The 19997-nt window shown below is 60.3% G+C and carries 14 protein-coding genes and 1 pseudogene; 4 read left to right on the top strand and 11 right to left on the bottom strand.

What is annotated here, in order from left to right:
* The first annotated feature begins 100 nt into the window (after nt 1-100).
* The 3 genes from DM992_RS10620 (at nt 101) to DM992_RS10605 (ending at nt 2383) form a co-directional block, all read left to right on the top strand.
* Complete coding sequence (locus DM992_RS10620; protein ID WP_111016767.1) at nt 101-1093, top strand: HEAT repeat domain-containing protein; 993 nt, start codon at nt 101-103, stop codon at nt 1091-1093.
* Nucleotides 1090-1431, top strand: coding sequence for a gamma-butyrobetaine hydroxylase-like domain-containing protein (locus DM992_RS10615; protein WP_111016766.1), 342 nt, complete (start codon nt 1090-1092; stop codon nt 1429-1431). The genes DM992_RS10620 and DM992_RS10615 overlap by 4 nt, the downstream gene beginning before the upstream one ends.
* Before the next feature lie 187 nt (nt 1432-1618).
* Nucleotides 1619-2383 carry an acetyltransferase gene (locus tag DM992_RS10605; protein WP_343212380.1) on the top strand — a complete coding sequence of 255 codons (765 nt, stop codon included), beginning with the start codon at nt 1619-1621 and terminating at the stop codon, nt 2381-2383.
* On the opposite strand, the pseudogene DM992_RS10600 reads toward DM992_RS10605, so the two are convergent.
* A pseudogene (locus DM992_RS10600) lies at nt 2298-2873 on the bottom strand (2'-5' RNA ligase family protein); the annotation flags it as partial. The gene DM992_RS10605 and the pseudogene DM992_RS10600 overlap by 86 nt on opposite strands.
* Before the next feature lie 342 nt (nt 2874-3215).
* Here DM992_RS10600 and DM992_RS10595 point away from each other — a divergent pair.
* Complete coding sequence (locus DM992_RS10595) at nt 3216-3833, top strand: 3'-5' exonuclease (RefSeq protein WP_111016764.1); 618 nt, start codon at nt 3216-3218, stop codon at nt 3831-3833.
* A gap of 636 nt (nt 3834-4469) precedes the next feature.
* Here DM992_RS10595 and DM992_RS41625 read toward each other — a convergent pair.
* The 10 genes from DM992_RS41625 to DM992_RS41615 all read right to left on the bottom strand — a co-directional run bounded on the left by DM992_RS41625 (nt 4470) and on the right by DM992_RS41615 (nt 19981).
* Nucleotides 4470-4709 carry a hypothetical protein gene (locus DM992_RS41625; protein WP_162631634.1) on the bottom strand — a complete coding sequence of 80 codons (240 nt, stop codon included), beginning with the start codon at nt 4707-4709 and terminating at the stop codon, nt 4470-4472.
* A gap of 1941 nt (nt 4710-6650) precedes the next feature.
* Entirely contained in the window at nt 6651-6869 is a 219-nt protein-coding gene (locus DM992_RS41620; protein ID WP_162631632.1) for a hypothetical protein, read from the bottom strand.
* A gap of 40 nt (nt 6870-6909) precedes the next feature.
* Nucleotides 6910-7997 (bottom strand): IS3 family transposase gene (locus DM992_RS10580; RefSeq protein WP_111016761.1). Its coding sequence is split into 2 segments (ribosomal slippage): nt 6910-7736 and nt 7736-7997, totalling 1089 coding nucleotides; the frame shifts between segments, so codons are not numbered across the junction.
* 126 nt (nt 7998-8123) lie between these two features.
* Nucleotides 8124-9143 (bottom strand): IS30 family transposase, encoded by a 1020-nt coding sequence (locus DM992_RS10575; RefSeq protein WP_080484403.1) that lies wholly within the window; start codon nt 9141-9143, stop codon nt 8124-8126.
* A gap of 1513 nt (nt 9144-10656) precedes the next feature.
* Nucleotides 10657-11052, bottom strand: coding sequence for a hypothetical protein (locus DM992_RS10560; protein ID WP_059691478.1), 396 nt, complete (start codon nt 11050-11052; stop codon nt 10657-10659).
* Nucleotides 11049-11495: an RHS repeat-associated core domain-containing protein gene (locus DM992_RS10555; RefSeq protein ID WP_239511265.1), complete on the bottom strand. Its 447-nt coding sequence runs from the start codon at nt 11493-11495 to the stop codon at nt 11049-11051. Before DM992_RS10555 ends, DM992_RS10560 begins: the two co-directional genes overlap by 4 nt.
* A gap of 68 nt (nt 11496-11563) precedes the next feature.
* Nucleotides 11564-11947: a DUF2750 domain-containing protein gene (locus DM992_RS10550; protein ID WP_111016758.1), complete on the bottom strand. Its 384-nt coding sequence runs from the start codon at nt 11945-11947 to the stop codon at nt 11564-11566.
* Nucleotides 11947-16554, bottom strand: a complete 4608-nt coding sequence (locus DM992_RS10545) for an RHS repeat-associated core domain-containing protein (RefSeq protein ID WP_111016757.1) — start codon at nt 16552-16554, stop codon at nt 11947-11949. Before DM992_RS10545 ends, DM992_RS10550 begins: the two co-directional genes overlap by 1 nt.
* A 47-nt stretch (nt 16555-16601) precedes the next feature.
* On the bottom strand, nt 16602-19337 hold the full coding sequence (gene tssI, locus DM992_RS10540) for a type VI secretion system Vgr family protein (RefSeq protein ID WP_111016756.1): 2736 nt from the start codon (nt 19335-19337) through the stop codon (nt 16602-16604).
* A complete protein-coding gene (locus tag DM992_RS41615; RefSeq protein ID WP_162631630.1) occupies nt 19331-19981 on the bottom strand; it encodes a hypothetical protein in 651 nt (216 codons plus the stop codon). Before DM992_RS41615 ends, tssI begins: the two co-directional genes overlap by 7 nt.
* Nucleotides 19982-19997: the final 16 nt, after the last annotated feature.

The raw sequence follows: 19997 nt of genomic DNA, 5'->3' as shown, positions 1-19997 counted from the left end.
ACGGCCAGGCCGGCGCTCGCCAGATTCACGTCGCCATACCGCGCCGCCCATGCACCGCGCTCCGCGAGCAGCCGCCCGTTCATCGAACCGACTTTTGCCCATGACCGCTTTCTCTTCCACCTCCTCGCTGCCCGGCACGCACGATCCGGATCGTGCCGCGCTCGTCGCCCGCCTCGCTGCACCCGACGCATCCGTGCGCCGCATCGCGCTGCTCGAGCTCGCCGATCTCGAGGAATCCGGTTTCATCCCCGCGTTCGTCGCGGCGCTGCGCGACGACCCGTCCGCCGACGTGCGCAGCGAGGCGGCCCGCGTGCTCGCCGCATGGGAACAGCACGACGTCGTCGACGCGCTGTGCCGCGCGCTGCTCGATCCGGACGATGGCGTGCGCGCGACCGCTGCGCAGAGCCTGTCCGAACTGAAGGACGCTGCATCGGGCACCGTGCTTTGCAGCTGGGCCGACCGGCCCGAACCGTACGTTCGAAGCGCCGTGCTGCGCGGGCTGCGCGAGTTGCGCGATCCCGATGCGTTCGCCCCTGCGTTGCGCGCGCTCGACGCCGACGCCACCGCCGTGCGGGCCGAGGCCGTCGCCGTGCTCGGCTGGCTCAGGGATAGACGCGCGTTGTCGCCGCTCGCGCGCGTCGCGACGACCGATGCCGATGCGGACGTGCGGCGCGTCGCGGTCGGTGCGCTCGGTTTCGCGGCGTCGGACGCCACGGCCGTCATCACCGCACTGCTCGCCGCGTTGCGCGATGCCGAATGGCAGGTACGCGAAGAATCGGCTGCAACGCTCGGCAAGCTGCGCGTCGCGGTCGCGCGTGACCAACTCGTCGCCGCGCTCGACGACGACTACTGGCAAGTGCGATTGCGCGCCGTGCGCGCGCTCGGACAGTTGCGCGATGCGGCTGCGGCGCCGGCGGTCGCCGCGCTGCTTCCGCATACGATCAGCAATCTGCGCAAGGAAGCCGCGCTCGCGCTCGGCGAACTGCGCGACCCCGGCACGCTGCCGGCGCTGCACGATGCACTCGACGATCGCGATCCCGAAGTGCGCAAGTCTGTGCGGATCGCAATCCGGCAGATCGGAGAGGCGCGATGACGCCGCCGACCGAAATCGTGCTCGACCACGCTGCTCGTGTGCTGACGCTGCGCTGGCCGGACGGCGACATGCAACGCATCGATTATGTGCTGTTGCGCAGCAGTTGCCCGTGCGCTGCTTGCCGCAAGATCCGATTCGACGCCGGTGTGGTCGACGCGCGACCCGACGTGACGCTGGACGATGTGGAAGCGGCCGGTTACGGCATTCGCCTGCGGTTCGGCGACGGTCATGCTCGCGGCATCTTTCCGTGGTCGTATCTGGCGGAACTCGGAAAACGCGCGACGGATCCGGACATCGGCACGCATTGCATGCTCATGCTCGGCGATCTCGCGAACTGACCACCGGCGGGCCAGCCTCGCGTCGGTGCGCCGTTCCGGCTCGCAGCATGCCTCGCTGTGCACCGCGCCTGCCCGGCGCACTCGAAACGTTGCCGCTGAAGCCATCGCGCGCCACCGGCATGCCCCCTGAAACGCTGCGATACTGACGCCTGCGCGCTGTACTCCCCTTTTTCACAGGAGCCGGGACATGCAAACGGCGGTCGGATTCATCGGCTTCGGCGTGATGGGCACGCCGACCGGCACGCCGCTCGTCGTGCGGAGCCGTTCGAACGGGCAGCGACGGTGCGCTCAAGGCATGCTGGTTCGATCTCGCGGAACTCGATCGGGACGATCTGCCGATGAGCACGGGGGTCCAGGACGTCGCGCGACGAGCCGTCGAACGGGCATCCGAACCACAACAAATCAAACCATGATCAGAATTCGCAAATCCACCCTGGCCGACGGCGCTCGCGTGCTGGATATCTGGCGCAGCGCCGTCGACGCGACGCATCACTTCCTGAGCGACGCCGACCGGCGCGCAATCGATTCCGAAGTCGAGCCGTTTCTGCCCCGCGCGCCGCTCGATGTGGCCGTCGACGAGACCGATCGGCCGATCGGCTTCATGCTGCTCGACGGCAGTCACATGGCAGCGCTGTTCATCGATCCCGCTCACCATGGCGCGGGCGTCGGGCGCCTGCTCGTGGAAGAAGCGCTCAGGCGCCATCCCGACCTGTCGACCGACGTCAACGAACAGAACGAAGCGGCCGCGGGATTCTATGAAAGGCTCGGATTCGAACGCTGCGGGCGATCGGCGCTCGACGGGCAGGGGCGGCCTTATCCGCTGGTCCACCTTCGCTATCGCGGCGCGCTCGAGTCCGGCTGCGGTTCGTCAGCGGCCAGCGCCCTATTACATCGTAGTGTGTCCTGCGGAGCCAACTGTGGATCAGGACGAATTCGCGGACGGTCCACGTAATCGGATCGATGTTGTACTGATCGGGCCTGCGTTCGCCGTACAGCAATGTCGTATGGGGCGTGAAACGCGCGCCTGAAGCACGCAGGCCCGCCTTTCCAAGGGCATTTCGAAGTTGCTGCTGAAAGTCGATCAACATTTCCAGCCCCGCGCTCCCTGTCAGTACCAGAGGCCGATGGTCCGGCCGCCCATTGAAGCTGACGAGCCGATCGAAGGTGGCGCCGAAAGACGGCACGTCAATGCGATCCGCCGCGGCACATGCACGCGTGATGGTGGCACCCGGCACATAAGCAAAGTCGCCCAGAGTGTACAGCGTGACATGCAGGTGCTCAGTGGGCAGCACCCGGCCCTCTCCAGGCTTCCCTGAACGCAAGCCTTCAGCCATCTCGGCAATACATGCAGCCGTCGCCAGATCGGGCATCGCCGCGAAGAAAAAGCGATGCTCGGGAACCGGCGGTGGCATGTCGAATCCAGGTAGCGTCAGCTGAGTCATGGCCATATTGCGGATACGCCGATGGCAACTTCTCCAATATCGTCGATCGGAAGACACCCCTTCCGTCGCGCAAAAAACAACGCCCGGCAGGTATCCCTGCCGGGCGCCTGCATCAGTCGATGCGGCAAGCGACCAACGACGCACCGACCGCTGGACCTGGAATCAAGACATCAACGCCCCGATTCGGAATTGGACGTCGACAGCAACCGCATGGCACCGGATCGCAAGCGGGGAAATGGCGAGGACGATCGTTTCTCGGACTGAACGAGTCTCTCACAGGCCCGATGATGCTAACCTCTTGGCCAAACTAAACGCCACCGCATGAAGTAATAGGATTCGACCATGCAAACCGTTGCGGTACTGGACTTCGAAACAACCGGGCTTTCGCCGAATCTGGGCGACCGCGCCACCGAAATTGCCGTCATCCTGCTCCGCGACGGACAAGTCGTCGACCGTTTCCAGAGCTTGATGAATGCGGGCAAGCGCATACCGTCCGATGTCGTCGCGCTGACCGGCATCACGAACGACATGATTGCATCGGCTCCCCCGGCGTCGAAAGTCATGAAAGAAGCGGCAGCGTTCGTCGGCAAGCATGCCGTCGTGGCACACAACGCCGGTTTCGATAAACGGTTCTGGCAGTCAGAGCTCGGGCTTCTCGATATGTCAGCCGAGCATTCCTTTGCTTGCACGATGCTCGTGGCGAGACGCATCTACCCGGACGCTCGGAGCCACCGCCTGTCGAGCCTGGCCGAGACGCTGCAGTTGCCGAAATCGGGCCGCGCTCACCGGGCCATGGTCGACGCCGAGATGGCCGGCCATCTGTGGTGCCGGTTGCAGCACGACATTGCGCGGGCCTACGGACTGGAGCGTATCGATCATGCGCTCATGACGCGTGTCCAGACGACGAGCAAGGCGAAGGTGCCTATGTACTTGCGTTCGCTCGTGCGAACGCACGCGTGAAATCAGATCAGGGGACGCAAGCTGTCGCCGTCAAACGCACCTTCGACTGCTGAAAGCGGGGCGTACGAAACTTGACGCCGGATTGCCGCGCCACGAATGCCGCACGACGTTTCCTGACTCACGCAACGCGTCAATGCAAAACGGCTTGGCAACTGCCAAGCCGTTTCTTGTCCGAATCTGCGACTGGACAGCAGACGCACTGAACCAGCAATCCGCTTACGAACTATCGCGCGATCGACCAACGCGCAACGACGAGGGCGGAATCAAGCACGGATTCAGCACGAATGCTCACTCCCACTCGATTGTCAATCAATGGCCGGAACCCTTGTGGAGACGGCGCTTCCACGCGGTCGCGTAGTGATGATACCGTCAAAGATACCGAAGAATCCGGCTGGCAGTTACCGGTACTGGAGAGACCGCACCGGAAAATCAAGGCATACTTTCGTTGAAGATTCGCGAAGGCCACGCACCTCAATGACGACCTTTGTAGAGATACCGTCATCGATACCGTCGCGTCACGCACGGGAGTGCGACGGCTGCTACACGCGTTTCCGATGAGAATTGTATTTATGTGAAATTCAGTCAGGAATCCTACTCAAAACAACCGAACCTAGAATCGATACACCTCCATCGCTTCTACACGGGCGTCTGATCGACGTCGTCTGCCCATAGGTCAATCTGTCGCGGATCGATGCCCGGGTTTTCGGCGGGAACCTGTCCCGCGCGATTACTCGGTCGAGTTACTGGCAGCCCGAGGTACATGGGCGTGAAGACATAGGCCGAGAAAATGGCGTCGGGCGAGATTTGGACGTAACGATGATCAGTCAACTCGTTCACTCGTACCCATTGGAATATCGCCCAAGGTACTTCGATCATCCTGAACACGCCAGCACCAGATCAGAAACATCGGCATGCGTCATCGCTGCTCGGTCAAACTTTGGATCTCCGCGGCTGCGGTGGCACGCCTAGCCGCACACGAGTTTCCATCTCGCCGCTTGGATCAAGCAGTATCAGCCATTGCCGCCACACCCGAACCCATCGCCTGACGACCTTATGTCCAACGTCGAGTTCGCGTGCGGCCGCATCGAAGCTCTCGCGCCATCCCAGCATGCTGATGAAGCGCCGCGCATGTTCACGCGCCCGAGGAAGCAACAACGGCGTATTCGACACGCGGGTGAAATATGCAAGGCAGCACTGGCATCGGAAACCCGGGAGTCCGCTGGGCCGCCGATATGGATGGTAACTGGTACGGCCACCGCCGCACCACGGACACGGGACTGGAGTCGGGTCCAAACTCAGCGCCTTGTCGATCTGCTCGGGTAAGAAGGCCGAAAGCACCGCGTCTTCGCAACGTTGCGCCGCTCCCACTGGCAGGCGCCTTGCGGGTAGTAGAATTCCGTCCAGCTTCCGCAAAGACCGAGCAGCAACATTTGGCGCCGCGTCGTCTACTCGGGCAGCCCGTTTAATCGGCGGCATGGCCATGTCCGGAAAGTGTTTTCGCCGCCGGCGCACAGCCGGCACAATCGAATCACGCACGACAACCGCTTCGAGCGCCTGCCCCTCGCGTTGAGTCACGTCCAACAGCCGATGACGCCCACATTGAGGACATCGGATGCGGCGACGGCGCTGCGCGTCGAAGCCTCCGGAAAGGAACCCGCCCTCGAAGCCGCAACGCGCGCACCGAGCATGTGGGAGCGCGTGCATCCCAAGCCGAATACGAGCCTCCCACGCCCCCGAAGGATCGATCTCGAGCACGTAGCGCCGGAATGCCAAGAGCCACGAAAGGATCCCTTCATACGACATGCCGACCCGCTCAGTCACTTGCGTCAATGTTGCCTGGCGCGAAAGGAGCGGAATCAATCCAGAGACCTTTGCCTGATTACGTAAGCGCGCGAACGGCGTGCCCGTTTGGCGATTAAAGCTCCGCCTACACGCATGACAAAAATAGCCGGGGAGCTGCTTATTCGGACCACCGAATTGACGTGGTCGAACACGGAGCCCGTCACAGTGGGAACACCTCGGCACCGGTGTTGGCGACGAACTGGTGAATTCGAGCCACGCGCGGGACAAGTAGTCTGTCAGCACCGGATCCTCGGCCGCTTCATCGTCGATTGCTCGCGACTGGTCTACCCGACCGCCGATGGTCAGGTCGAAATGCCTTTCGTGTGCGCCAGCTCGCACTAGATGAAGTCCTCCTTGGCCCACTTATCGGTCAACCTCTGACCAAATTCTCAATTTCGAAAATAATTTGATAAATCAAGTCGCTATTGGCAACGATCGAGACATCCCACACATCTTGATCGCCCCCAACAAGTATATACACATCACCTTCCTCTCTTTTCCAGTGGACCGGATTATTCGCCGACTCCCCGCCAGAACATAGTCGCACCCGCCTCTTCCAAAATCGATCACCTTCCCTATATCGCCGATTGATACATATACGTTTAATTCCACCACCGGCGCCGAGAACTTAACGAGAGCAGCCTTGCCACCGCTTCGATCGAAGGCAGGATCCACTGAAATCTCAAAGTCGAAATTGCTCACCCTTACCCCAAAGGCGATCGCCATCGCCTATTCTGCATCGTCGCCCAAAATACTTCTGACTGATCCGGCGCCCCGAACGTCTACCCCTCAAAAAAAGACGCGCATGTATTTATCGATTTCTGCCGTTGATTCAATTAATTCACTTGTTTTTTCACAGACAAATTCATATCCGGCGCGGATGATTTTTCCCGATTCAATAGATCCAAATCCGTTTATTGTCACCGAATAAGATCCGGATTCCAGCGCAGAGTCGATGCCAGTTTCGCTAGGCGGTCAATGCATCAAATTTTCCAGATCATAGAAATACGCACCCTCCCTTACTGACAAGGGAAAGGATCCATTTTTCGCAACAACGAGATCTTCAACAGTACTTCTCTCAGTAGCCAGCCTACAGATAATTTCGTAGCCACCGTCATCAATCGATAGGAGAGGGACAATCGCCCCCTTCTCGATAACCTTATCCCCCAGATCAGAGTTGAAAAATTCACTCATAAGGTAATCCCCCGTTTTCCACGGGGGTCAGAAGTAGAAACTAAGCGGCCATGGCCAGCCGCTGCTTTGGCGTAAATCCGCCCAGGGCCATGTTCGGGCGGTCATGATTGTAAGTCCACATCCAATCGGTCGCGAAGCGCTGCACATGGTCCAAGTCTTCCCAGTGGTACTGCGACAGCCATTCGTACCGCACGGTCCGGTTGAATCGTTCGACATACGCGTTCTGCTGCGGCTTGCCCGGCTGAATGTAGTCGAGCCTGATGCCGTACTGTCGGGCCCATTCGATGATCGCCCCGCTCAGGTACTCGGGCCCGTTATCGCACCGAATCGCTTTGGGTCTGCCGCGCCAACCGATGATCTGCCGCAGCGCACGGATCACGCGTTCCGATGGCAATGAGAAGTCGATCTCGATGCCGAGTGCCTCGCGGTTGAAGTCGTCGATCACGTTGAACAGCCGGATGCTGCGTCCGTCGGCCAGTTGGTCGTGCATGAAGTCCATCGACCAGACCTGGTTGACGGCACGCGGCACCGCCAGCGGCTCTGGTACCTGCCTGACCAGTCGCTTGCGCGGCTTGATCCGCAGGTTCAGTTCCAGTTCGCGATAGATCCGGTACACGCGCTTGTGATTCCAGCCGAAGCCCTTCACGTTGCGCAGGTACAGGAAGCACAGCCCAAAGCCCCAGTTCCGATGGTTGTCCGTCAGGCGCAGCAGCCAGTTCGCAATCTCGTCGTTCTCGGCGCTGCGCCGACCGACGTATCGATAACAGGCCTGGCTGATCCCAAATGCCTCACATGCCAGCCGGATCGATATGCCCCGGCTGGACACGGCATGCATGGCCATCTCACGCCGGCGAGATGGCCTCAGTCTTTTTTTGCGAGCGCCTCCGCCACGATCTCGGCCTTGATCTTCTCCTCAACGTACATCTTGCGCAGCCGGGCATTCTCGGCCTCCAACTCCTTCATCCGCGCGATCAGCGAGACGTCCATGCCGCCGTACTTCGAGCGCCATTTGTAGAACGTTGCCGTGCTGATGCCCAGTTCCCGGCACAGGTCCGGCACCGACAGCCCCGACTCCACGCGCTTGAGCGCGTCCATGATCTGGCTGTCCGTGAATCTCGATTTTTTCATGCTGTAGAACTCCCTCAACGAGAAAATTCTACTTCTGATCACACCGGTTTTTCGGGGGGATTACCATAAGATCGCGCTCGCCAGGCACCAAAGGTGTCCACCCGAGAGTCTCGGCGGTCTCAAGAATCAAGTGCAACGTTTAGCCAACCCGGTGGCAGCTAATTCCATCGCCATGGCCTCTTCGGGGGTTTTCCAGTTGAGGGTTTGACGAGGGCGTCCGTTCATCAGCTTGGCAATATCGTTCAACTGCATCTGGGTCACGCCTGACAGGTCCATTCCTTTGGGTAGAAACTGGCGCAGCAGGCCGTTGGTATTTTCGTTGCTGCCTCGTTGCCAAGGCGCGTAGGGATCCGCGAACCAGATATCCAGATTCAATCGTTCAGCCAGCTCGACATGACAGGTCATTTCCGATCCGCGATCGTAGGTCAGGCTTTCCCGCAGAAAGGCCGGCAGCTTCTTCATCTGGCGCGTGAAGCCTTCCAGTGCATCCTCGGCCGTGCAGCCATCCATGCGGCACAGCACCACGAAGCGCGTCTTGCGCTCGACCAGTGTGCCGACGCAGGAACGATTGAAGGCCCCCTTGATGAGATCGCCTTCCCAATGACCGGGCCATTGGCGCGTTTCGATTGCCTCGGGCCGATGGACGATGCGAAGTTCTTCCGGCACAAAGCTCTTGCGGGCCAGCGTCTTGCGTGCGTTGCCACGCACCGGTTTCTCCTGACGCAGGGCCTCAATCATGGCCTGCTTCAAGCCGCCGCGGGGATGGGTATAAATCGCCGCGTAGATCGTTTCGTGGCTGACGCGTTGCTCGGGGTTGTCTGGATGCATCTCGCGAAGTCTCGCAGCAATTTGCTGCGGCGACCAGCACCGATAAACCAGATCGTGATGCACCCGCCAGTACAGCGTGCTTCCTGCTGCCAGTTTCGCCTGACGCCGACTTCGCTCGCGGCGCGTCCGATAGGCTCTGGCCGCGCTTGTGGCGTCATAGCAGCGAGGCGCTTCCGTACGATTGCGCGCCAGTTCTCGTGTGATCGTCGACGCGCTGCGGCCAAGCAGCCTTGCAATCGCCCTGACGCTCGTGTTCCGGGCCTTCTCGATCATGATCACCGCACGCTCTTCGGCGCTCAGATGCTTGTAATTCGTCATCGCAACACCCTATCTCATCAAAGGTGTTGCACTTGAAGCTAGAGTCTAAGCAGCTTCCTCCGGCGATACAGCAGTGACATTGACAGGAATTTCCGGAATGCCCGCCTTCATTGCTGCCTCCGCACGATGGTGACCGTCAACAATTACGAGATTACCATTGCCCACATCAGCAGCCTCAACGGGAGGAAAATCTCCGTAACCTCCTTGATTCCGCATCGCCGACGCATATCGCTTAACTTTATTCCCAGTCATTTCACTCGGACCTTGACGCGATTTCAAGCGCCGGGGATTAACCATCGTCGGACAATTGCACTGACACCTAGTCAATCCCAATGGATCAATCCAGCTAATAGGATTAGCCGCGTATTGATAGACTTTTTACACCGACACACTCGCCCCTCGTATACGCCGCAACCCCTTTTCCAGCAAGGCTCCCAGCCCTCCGCCCGCTTTACATCAGCATTTTCCCCTAGACGCGATTCTCACGTGGTGCGCCTCGAGCGCAAGCGTGGCTCCTTGTCTAATTCGACGCTCCGGAAACCTGAACGTCGATAGCGATTACAGTTAATAACGGCTCATCGGTCCAAACTGAGATGAAGCTGAACTCCCTGAACCCATCGGCTGGCTCCTCCGCTGTGTCACATGTGGCAATAAGGTAAGCCCCCCCTTGCTCTCAGCCAAATGCGACAAATCTTGTCCTTCCGGGGAAATGGCCTTCATGCCAATGACCGTATGAAAGATGACCTCAAATATTCCGCTATCGGCCCGTATAAGTACTGCTAGACGCCCCCCTCGATAAGAGAAGGACTCGATCTGCGCATCAGCGACAAAAACCTCACTACTTTTCATTTCTCAACTTCCCGGAAAATTTTCGCCTGGAGTGAATCCCGTGCCGCTGCCCCGTGTGTAGCCGTCCGGTAATGATTTGGTTATCTGACCATGCCGCCCTGCTTGGCCCCAACTCAAGCCGTCAGGTTTCGTTTCGACGTGGTAGTGCGCTCCATGATGGCGTGGGTTGAATCCTTTGTCGCAAGGGCATAAATCCTCGGGATGGCTCTCGTAGCGGATACGTGTGTTGCTATTCGGAAACCAAGTATAGCGAGGCGTTCCATCCGGAGTCGTTCCAACCTTAGGATCAACAGCCAGGGCCTTTGTCATGTCGTCTGGATTCGACGGGAACGTGTTGGTCAACCCAAGCGGATCAATCCACTGCGTCGGGTTGGGCGCGTATTGATAGACTTTTTACACCGACACGCTCGCCCCTCGTATACGCCGCACTCCCTTATCCAGCAAGACTTCTAGCCCTTCGCCTACGCCACGTCAGTAATTTTTCCCTAGACACGATTTTCCCGGGGCACACGCCAGGGCCCAAGCGCGACTCCACGCCGCTTTGCAATATTTGAGTTAACACAATTTTTTGTCTAGCGCCGGGTTTTATCCGGCCACACCGGTCCATGTCAGTAGTCTGAAGACGAACGAAGGACCGCGTCAGCGGCCCTTCCGTTTCTAATTCTTATCGATTTTCAAAATTATATCTAGCAACTGACGAGACCGACTCATCTTCATCTTGCATAAGGCCGCTAATTATCGAAATAGGAGCCTTCTTGTTCGACGCGATGCCTTGCCGCACAACCGGATCAGGATCTTTTGCCAAGAGTTCAAATAGCTCTCTGGACAATTTCCTCTTGACGGCGACAAAGCGTCGCACTTCAGCTTCGAACTGACAAAGCTCCGCCAGAATTTCCACAGGAACTGTTTTGTTGTGAGCGACCCACTTTCTGTAGTCTGGAAATCTGACGATTACATCCCTCCAAACTGAGACAGACGCCTCGTCGGTCGCTGCGCGGTCATATTCGTCCTTGATGCGACTGTCTCTCAGCGCAATAAATTCCTCGGCAGACTGGATCATTTCGAATCCTTGCACTTCAGCGAGTCAAAGTTAATGTCCTTGCCTGTATCACTCTTGTGCTTGTTCATGTAGTCGCCATAGACGTCGGCATCGGCTACCCATGCGCCATTTTTGTCGTACACCTTCCAAGCACTATTTCCGTGTCCGGTTTGATCCTCAGACCACCACATGCCTGTGCCCGGATCGCGCACGTATTTAGCGTAACCAACGCCTGGCACATTGCCTGAACATATCCTGTCAAAACGATTTATTTCCCACTTATTCCTGCACGGGCACTTAGCGTTCTGATTGGGTTTGGTCGAATGTGGCTTTCTTCCTGCCCCACCAGGTACCTTTGCCAAGCCAAAAGGATCAACCCACTCAACCGGATTGGGCGCGTACTGATAGACATTGATACCGCCTTCCAGTCCGATCGGGTCCTTCGACACGAAACGCCCCGACACCGGATCGAAATACCGATGCCGGTTATAGTGCAGACGCGTCTCAGCATCGAATGATCAGGCAGTGAGGTTCATTCGTATTGCTCAAGTTCATGCTTGATCAATTCGAGAAGTTCCTGTGGCGAAAGTAGCTGTCCCTTGCCTTCAGTTCCGGGAAACACAGCACAAATTCTTCCGTCCGTCTCCATCCCGGGTAGCCATCGCGACAGGAACTCGTCCAGGGCAATGGCTTTAGGATGGAAGTTCTTCCATTCGCTACTGGCACACATGACGGCAAAGTCCTCTTCCGGCCAGAACGGAATCACCGTATGACCACCCGAGGTACCGGTCGCCCATCCAGTATCGAATAGGCCCCAGACAACTTCGGAGTCGGCAACTTTCCGGACGAAGTAATCACATCGCGCCTGAGTATCGAGCCGCAGAACATTCTCGATCTTCTTCGGGTGAGGTTTCATCAATACCCTCCAACCTGGTGTTGGGTCTTATGGAGGACAGCATCTTGCAATTCGGAGTGCCTATAGCAATAGCCATCTTTTGCTTCCGTCCCGCGCCCGTGAGCGAGTTCCATGCCGGGAGTTCGAGAATTACGTGAGTTGCCGGGCAATCTAACCGACGTACGATTTCCGGTTTCGATGTGCCTCATTTCGTTCCGAATCCAGCCCCTCACCCAACTGGGCTGCATTGGGTCGTCAGCCAGCGCTTTCAGCCTTTCCTGCTTGTTCGACCTCCCATGTGAGCCATCACAGCACATCGGACATGCGAGCTTTGAGGCGAGCCCAAGAGGATCGGTCCACAGGACAGGATTTTCCGCGTATTGATAGACATTGATACCACCTTCCAGTCCGATCGGATCCTTCGACACGAAACGCCCCGATGCCGGATCGAAATACCGATGCCGGTTGTAGTGTAGACCCGTTTCATGATCGAAGTACTGCCCCGCGAAGCGCAGCGGGTTTGTGATGCCAGCCTTGCGTGCAGCCTCGCTGATGACTTCTCTCGCCTCGCCCCACGCCTTGTAGCGCGCAGACCAAGCGACTTCGCCCGCATCGTCAGTGAGCTCCTGCGGCGTGCCAATCTGATCACAGTGGTAGTACGCGATGCCCGAAAATTGGGAGGTTTCGGCGGCGCCATCATGAAGCAGTGCCGCGCCCGTCGCCTGAGCTAGCGGCGTGAAGCTCCCCGGTTCGTACACGTAGTGCGTCGTCTCGCGCCGCTCCCACGCTGTCTCATAGGCCAGCGTTTCACCATCCCAACCGTACAATGTGAAGCCGTAGCCGCGTTCCTGCTTCAGACGTTGCCGTTCCGCATCCCGCCAGCCACTGCCAGCACCTGCGAGATTTGGCACCACCGGCTCCGTCAGCTTCGCAATGCGCCGGCCGAGCGCGTCGTACGTGTACGTCGCCTGCATGTGTCGATCGCGAGCCGACACCATCCGGCCCAGACTGCTCCACTCGAAGTCCGTGCGCTCGCCGTTTCGCGTGCGCTGCTTCAGGTTGCCCACTTCGTCGTAAGCGAAGTGGGTACCCGCAAAATCCTTCAGCAGGTTGTCCAGCAGGGGGGCAGACCGGGCGCCACTCAGCACACCGATACCGTGCTCGTCACGCTCCTTCGATTCGACAATGTTGCTTGCCGGATCGAACGCGAAGGTCTCGACACCGAGCGACGACTGCGCACGCGTCAGCCGGCCAATCGGATCGTACGTGTACTGGATCTCACCGCGCCGCAGGTCCGCAATCTGGGTCAACTGCCCTGCGACGTCGTACTGGTAGCGGCGCTCCATCACCTTGCCGCCAGTGCCTTGCAGCAGCTGCCGCGCGAGTCGCCCAGCCTCGTCGTAATGCGTCGTCTGCGTCAGACCGTTACCAAGCTCGCGCTGCGTTTCACGGTGCGCGTCGTCGTGTTCAAAATTCGCGATAGTCGCACCATCAAGCATGACGCCATGCACGTAGCCGGATCCGTACGTGAGCCACTCCAACCGATGACCATCGGGCCGAGTGGTCGCAATCCGCGCCCCGACCTCGTCGTATTCGTGGCGCCATACGAACTCGTATGCCTTGCCTTCGACCCGCATGTGCACGTGCTCACGCGCCAGATTTCCGACCGGATCGTAGAAGCGCTGGACCAGCGACTGATCGTTGACTGCCTGCAGCAGCCGCCCCAGACCGTCATATCGGAAGGACTCGGCCTCGACCGCCGTCTCTCCTTGCGGAGCCAGGAAAACGTGCCCCCGGTCCGTGAACTGTGCCGGCCAGCCGCGTCGGGATTCGAGTCTGCCCATCGCATCGTATTCGAACGCCTGCATGACGCCGCCGTACAATCGGTTCGTCACGAGCCCACTGCCGGCCGCACGGTAATACCGCGTCTCGCGTCCATCAAAGTCAGATTCGCTATTGAGGCGCCCCGCGGTGTCGTAGCCAAACCGATACTCCCGGCCATTTTCGTTGCGCAGCAACGTGATCTGTCCGAGTCGGTTCCAGCCATACTCGAGTGAATCGCCGCGGGCATTGATCCGCTTGGCGAGCAGGCCGGCCGCCGTGTAGGTATAACGCGTCGATCGATTCAGGGCATCGACGTGCTCGAGCAGCCGGCCCTCCGCGTCGCGTGCAAAGGTGTCACGCAGGCCAGCAGGCCGTGTCACCCATGCAAGCTGTCCAGCCTCATAGCCGTAACGCGTAATCTCGCCAGCTGCGTTCTGTTGCTGAACAAGCCGCCCGCGTTCATCGTACTTCCACATGGCGGTCTTGCCAGAACAGTCGGTATAGCTCGCAATCTGTCCGTCCGGGCGCCACGCGATCTTCGTCGTGCCGCCCTTCGGATCCGTGATCGCGACCGGCAGGCCCGCGCGATCGTATTCGTACTTCGTTACGTGGCCAAGCGGATCGAGCACTTCGGTGACGCGCCCTTTGCTATCGTAGTAGCGCTCCCAGCGATGACCTTCCTGGTCCTGCAATCCCGTCAGATTGCGGTGTCGATCGTAGACGTAGTACGCAATGCGTCCATCGCGCTGCGTATGCGAAGTCATCTGCCCCCCATCGTCCCACGTGAACGATTCCTCGGTTCCGTCGGGAAACACGTGCCGCGTCAAATTCTTGTCCGCGTTGCGCATGAACCATTCTTCGGTGCGGTCGGGATAGACGGTGCGGTATACGTACCCGTCGATGTCGTAGTATTGCTGCGTCGTATTGCCCAGCGCGTCAGTCACGAAGGTTAGGCGCAGGTCATCGTGCCAAGTCAGGCGAGTGTCGAAGGATCCGTCATCGGCCCATTCATGAATCGCTTTTGCGTCGAGGTGCGTACCGTCCCATTCCAGATTCATCCCCCGTCCGGTGCGGTCACTGTAGCGCGTCACAAGGTGATGCGAGTACGCGTAGCTCCACGACGCCGCATTCTCATCGTTTGCTTCCACCAGATCGCCGGCCTCGTCATAGCGATACCGCGCGAGCGTGCGGATAGCAGTGCCTGCGCTGTCGACCAGCGCGACGCGCGTGATGCGGCCAACGTTGTCGTGCGTAATCGCCGCGACGATGTCCGCCACCTCGATCCGGGTAAGCAAGCCTTCCGCCCACTCCAGCGCCACCGCGTTGCCAGAGCGATCCTCGATCTTCCCGAGCACGAAGCGTGACCCATGCCGCTCGTAAGTCTCGGTCAGGGTTTCGCCGCGCACGAGCCGGATTCGATCGTCCGATTCACGTGTGATCGTGCAAGACTCGATTGAATCGCGATGCGGCTGGCCCAGCTTCAGCGCCGGGTAGGTGAGACTTCTTCCGGACGCGTCGTGATAGACGAACTCGTCGCCCTTTGCCTCGAACGCGACGTGATACGGCGTCGTCCATCGCGGTCCGAGCGGCCCTTGCTCGTCATGGGCATCGAAGTTCGAGCGATATGTGCGCGCCCATTCGACCGGAACGATTCCGGGCAATACAAAATCCGTATGGGTGAATGACTCGTCTCCCAGCCCTAGGCCAATCGAACCGCCTACTCGTGCTGGAGGTTGGCCAATTCCACAGAGGCAACCGGGTCCTGGCTTCTGGGTCTTGGCCTCCTTGCCGATATTGGTGACTTGCTCGCCCCCCTCCTTCCGCTGCGCCTGGTTTCTCTTATTGCTGTCGACTGTCGCGGCAAGATGGCGCTTCTTCTCCTCGTACACCTGAATCGCTCGGATCAGGATGTTCAGCATGTACATCACCGACCCGACATCGTCGCTGGACAGGCTCTGGATCCGCTTCTTGACGTCCGGAATGCTGGCTCGAATATCGGCAGCGAGACGCCGAACAGTCGAGCGAGCTTCATCCGGGGTTAGCGACACGACGAAATTCACCTCTGCCTTCGCGCCCGCCTTGTAGACCTCCCACACGGCGCCGAACAGATCTCCAAGCGTTTGGGTCGGGTCGTGGATCAGCGAGCGGGCCGAAACACGCGATGCCTTGTTCCGTGCGGCTGCCAGATTCGCATTTGGATCGGTCAGCCTCCCGGAAGCCAACGCGTCGAATCCGTCAGCCAATTGGTTCAGCCGTTTCTCGGCCTCACTGCCAGCGTCCTTCAGCAGTTCGGTCAATCGGGCCTTGGCTTCCTCAACAAACGGCTTGAGTTCGCCCATCAAGATTGCCGTGAAATGCCCTGCGATCACGGCGACCGACGCAGTCGCAAGATCCGTTGCCCCGCGCTTGACAGCTTGCCGTACCAGGCCCAACGTCGGACGCAACGACATGCGTGCCGCGGTAGTCCCCGGCGGAATCGGCAGTACCCCGATCAGGTTGATCGCCAGGTTTGCCCAATCGAGGACACGGTCGAGCTTCTCAGCCTCCGATCGCGGTTGGACGTTTCGGTGCTCGATCAGCTTCGAGATGTCGCCGCAGACGTCGACGGCCGCAATGATGTTGCCGAGAACGGGCATTGCAGCCGAGACTTCCTTGATGCGTTCGAGCGTCACGTATCCGCCGCTGGCGGTGCGCAACCAGCTGTCGAAGTGCGAAGCGCCGGCCTCGAGATCGGCAATGTGAACCTGATTGAGCGGGACGATCGCCGCGTCGACAGACGGAAGGGACTGCTGTTTGTCAGCCATGATCTTGTTCGGACTGTGAAATGGATTGGGAGACTGGCCGATAAACGTCAGGCAGCGCCTGCCGGGTTCCAGCTAGGCTGCTTCAAGTAGCTCGACATGGCCCACGAGTCGTGCGGGTCGTGCCCGTATTGCACAGTGACCGCACCGGGCGCCAACCCGCTTACGATGGTTCGACCGGATGCGTCCAGCGTCCCTTTGTGTACCGCGCCAAGACTGTCCGTCACCGCAATGGTGTTCTTGTCGACCGGGGCATCGGTCACGTAGTGGCGCAGCACTTCCAGTTGTCCGGGCCCGGATTTGGGGAACGGCGGGAAGCCTCCGCCCTGTCCCTGCGGCCCGTCTGTCTGGTGACTGCCGGCATGGATCGTGTGCTCGCCAGCGGTATGGACCGTATAGCCCTGATCGCTGATGCGGACCTGGGTGCTACCCGCGTGCAGCACGATTTCCTTCGCGGCATGGAGCTCAATGCTGTCGGTGGTGCTCATCACGCCAACCGACTGCTTGGCCTTCATGTCGATGCCGTCAGTCTGCGCCTCGATGCGCACCTTGCCCGCAGCCGCGATCAGCTTCATCCCCGCCTTGTGCACGAACAGCGAGAACGCGTTCGACACGCTCGCGAACAGGGAATGACCCACGGCCAGACCCGCATGCCGCCCGCTCGTCATCGCGATGTCCTCGTTGCTCACCACGTGCGCGCCGCGCTCGGCCGCCACGCTGACGCCCGATGCGCTCGCCAGCACCAGATCCGGCTCCTTCAGCTCCGGGAAGTCGTTCTCGCCCGCCGGTGCGTCGCCGCGGATCGCGTCGTTGCGCGCCTTGATCGCCTTCGCGACCTCGCTCTGGTCCGCGTCGCGCTGCTGCGCCTCGTGCTGCTGTGCCAGCCCCGACAGACTCTCCTGCAGTTCACGCGCGCGCGTCAGACGCCCGACCGCCGCCTTCGCGTCCTTCGTCTGGCCGGCACCGTTCGCCTGCCCGTCCGTCGAGATGAACAAGCCCATCAGCGCGCGCACCACGCCCCAGTAATCGGTGCGCAGGTCGAAGCCCTTGCCGCGTGCGTCCGCCCGGCCCGTCTTCTTCACGATGCGGCGGATGTTCCCCAGCGCCAGCACCGAGCTGCCCGCGTCGCTCGCAATCTGCGTCTCGATCTGCCCTTGCGTGTCGTCGATCGCCACGTGGCCCGACGCCGTGCCCTGGAACTCGCGGCCGCGCAGCACCGCCACCGCCTGGTTCGCCGGCAGGTCCAGCGTCGGCTGCCGGAACTCGTTCACCGGGCTGCCCGCGATCACCGGCAGGTCCGGGTCGCCGTAGTAGTGCATCACCGCCACTTCATGGCCGATCCGCGGCAGGAACGTCGCGCCCATGTCAGTGCCTTGCCATGGCGACACCACCCGCAGCCAGATCCCCGCATGCTCGTCGAACTTGCCCTGCCGGTCCCAGCCGAACTGGACCTTCACACGGCCAAACCGGTCGGTCCAGATTTCCTGGCCGGCCGGCCCCACTACGATCGCCTTCTCCGGACCGCTCATCACCGGCTTGCGCACGCTACGCTCGAGCCGGAACGGCTCGTTCGCCGGCAGAAACTCGAACTGCGCTTCGCAGCGATACGTCGAGCTGGCGCCCGTGCGATCGCCCACCTCCTCGATGTCGAGCGTCGACGACAGCACCACGTACTCACGGTTCGCCGCCTGCTGCGGGTAGCCCGTCAGTGCGAAGGTGCGGCCGACCGTCAGGCCGCGCAGGTTGCCGCGACCGTTCGCGCGCAGGCCGGCGCAGCGTCGCGCCTCCAGCTGCACGCGCGCCAGATGCCGCGACTCCTGCTCGGTGTCGTTCGGCTGGCCTTCGACGCCTTGCGCACCCGCCAGCGGCTGGCTGTAGTCGCCCCACTCGTACACCGCCCCGTCCGCGCTCGCTGTCTTGCGCGGATTCTCCTCGGTCACCGTCAGGTTCGCGCGCGGGCGCGTGTAGTCGTAGTCCACCACCGTCACGCTGCCCGACGTCAGCCGACTCGTCACCGACAGTGCGTGGATGTGCTCCTCGTCGATGCGCTTGCCGTCCGGCGACAGGTAGCGCACCGTCTCGTACGCGGCACCGTGCGGATGGTGGCCGCCCATCGTGTCGCACAGCACCAGGCGCTGATGTCCGCCCTCGTGCTCGAACCACCACCAGATACCCCATTCCTCCCACAGCCGCTGCAGGAACGCCCAATCGGTCTCGAACGCCTGGCGCTGCACGTCGCGCTTCGGATAGATGCCGCGGAACGCGCCAGCCAGGCGCTTGTCGACCGGGTACGGATACTTCGCCAGCACCGCGTCGGTGATCTCGACGACGCTCATGTCCTGGAAGATCCGGCAGTCCTGCGTAAGCGTCGCGCGGTACAGCCACGGCCGCAGCTCGAGCTCGTACAGGATCGAGTGCCGGTCCTCGCCGGCCACGCGCGCCGCGGTGACGAGGCCCGTGATCTCGCGCGTGCCCGCGCCGATGTTGCCCAGTCCGGCGTTGCCCGCGAGCCCGGGGATAAACTGCCCCTTGCCTTCGAGCTGGATTGACACCGTCACCTCGGTGCCGACGATCTTGTCGAGGTCGAGGTTGGCGGTCACGCTCGGCGAGAACGCGAACGCGTCGTCGGTGCGCAGCGTGACGAGGTAGCGGCAGGCCTCGAGACGGCCGATTGCCTCGCTGCCCTGCAGCCGTACCGGCACGAACGTCGGCAGACCGCCGGTCGAATAGGTGGGTAGCGCAGCGCCCGAAATCGACAGCGTGCGTGCTTGGGTGAGTGTCACCATGATGCAATCTCCCGGTCGGCCGCTTCAAAACGGCCGGTTTTCGCTTTCTTTTGTGTCATACCGTAGTGGGCAAGCGGATCAAAATAGCGACTCCCACTCTTCTGAGAATTACATCGAGAGATCTGCAACACCACGTATGCTCCTGTCGGAGAATTTCCGTTATTTACTTGGTCAACTTCGTATAGCCCCGGCCTGCCATCCAAATCAGCTGCAAACCGCTTTATTCCTCTAGTAAGCAAATACTCGGAAATCAGCCTGGCTCGCTCTGCGTTCAGGTTCCGCATGAGGACAGAGCTATCTATCTCGCCATCTTGATTGTCGAAGCCCGCGATGACCGTGTCGGTATCGCGCAATGGACCGCATCGCGCATTGTCAATAAGTTCATGTACCCTCTCTTTCCAACCGTCGGCCGGGATCACAGATCCAGTACGAAAGTACAGCCGTATGCTTTCGATATTTCCGTTACAAAACCCGCCGTCCATCACAATCGGAGGAGAAGGTGAGTTCGCGATTGGACGAGTAACTTGCGCCGTGATGTGTTGACACGCCGTCAGCGCAAAAATCACGCAAGCAGCGACGCCCACACGCCCACTTGGCCCATGACCAAAGCGGTTGCGCCTCACAAAGCCAAAATCCGTCCGCATGTCGAAATGTCTGTTC

Origin of the sequence: Burkholderia sp. JP2-270, assembly GCF_003233675.1 — a bacterium.
GTDB lineage: Bacteria > Pseudomonadota > Gammaproteobacteria > Burkholderiales > Burkholderiaceae > Burkholderia > Burkholderia pyrrocinia_C.
The sequence above is the reverse complement of the archived record's forward strand: the minus strand, read 5'-3'. Positions and strand labels throughout refer to the sequence as shown.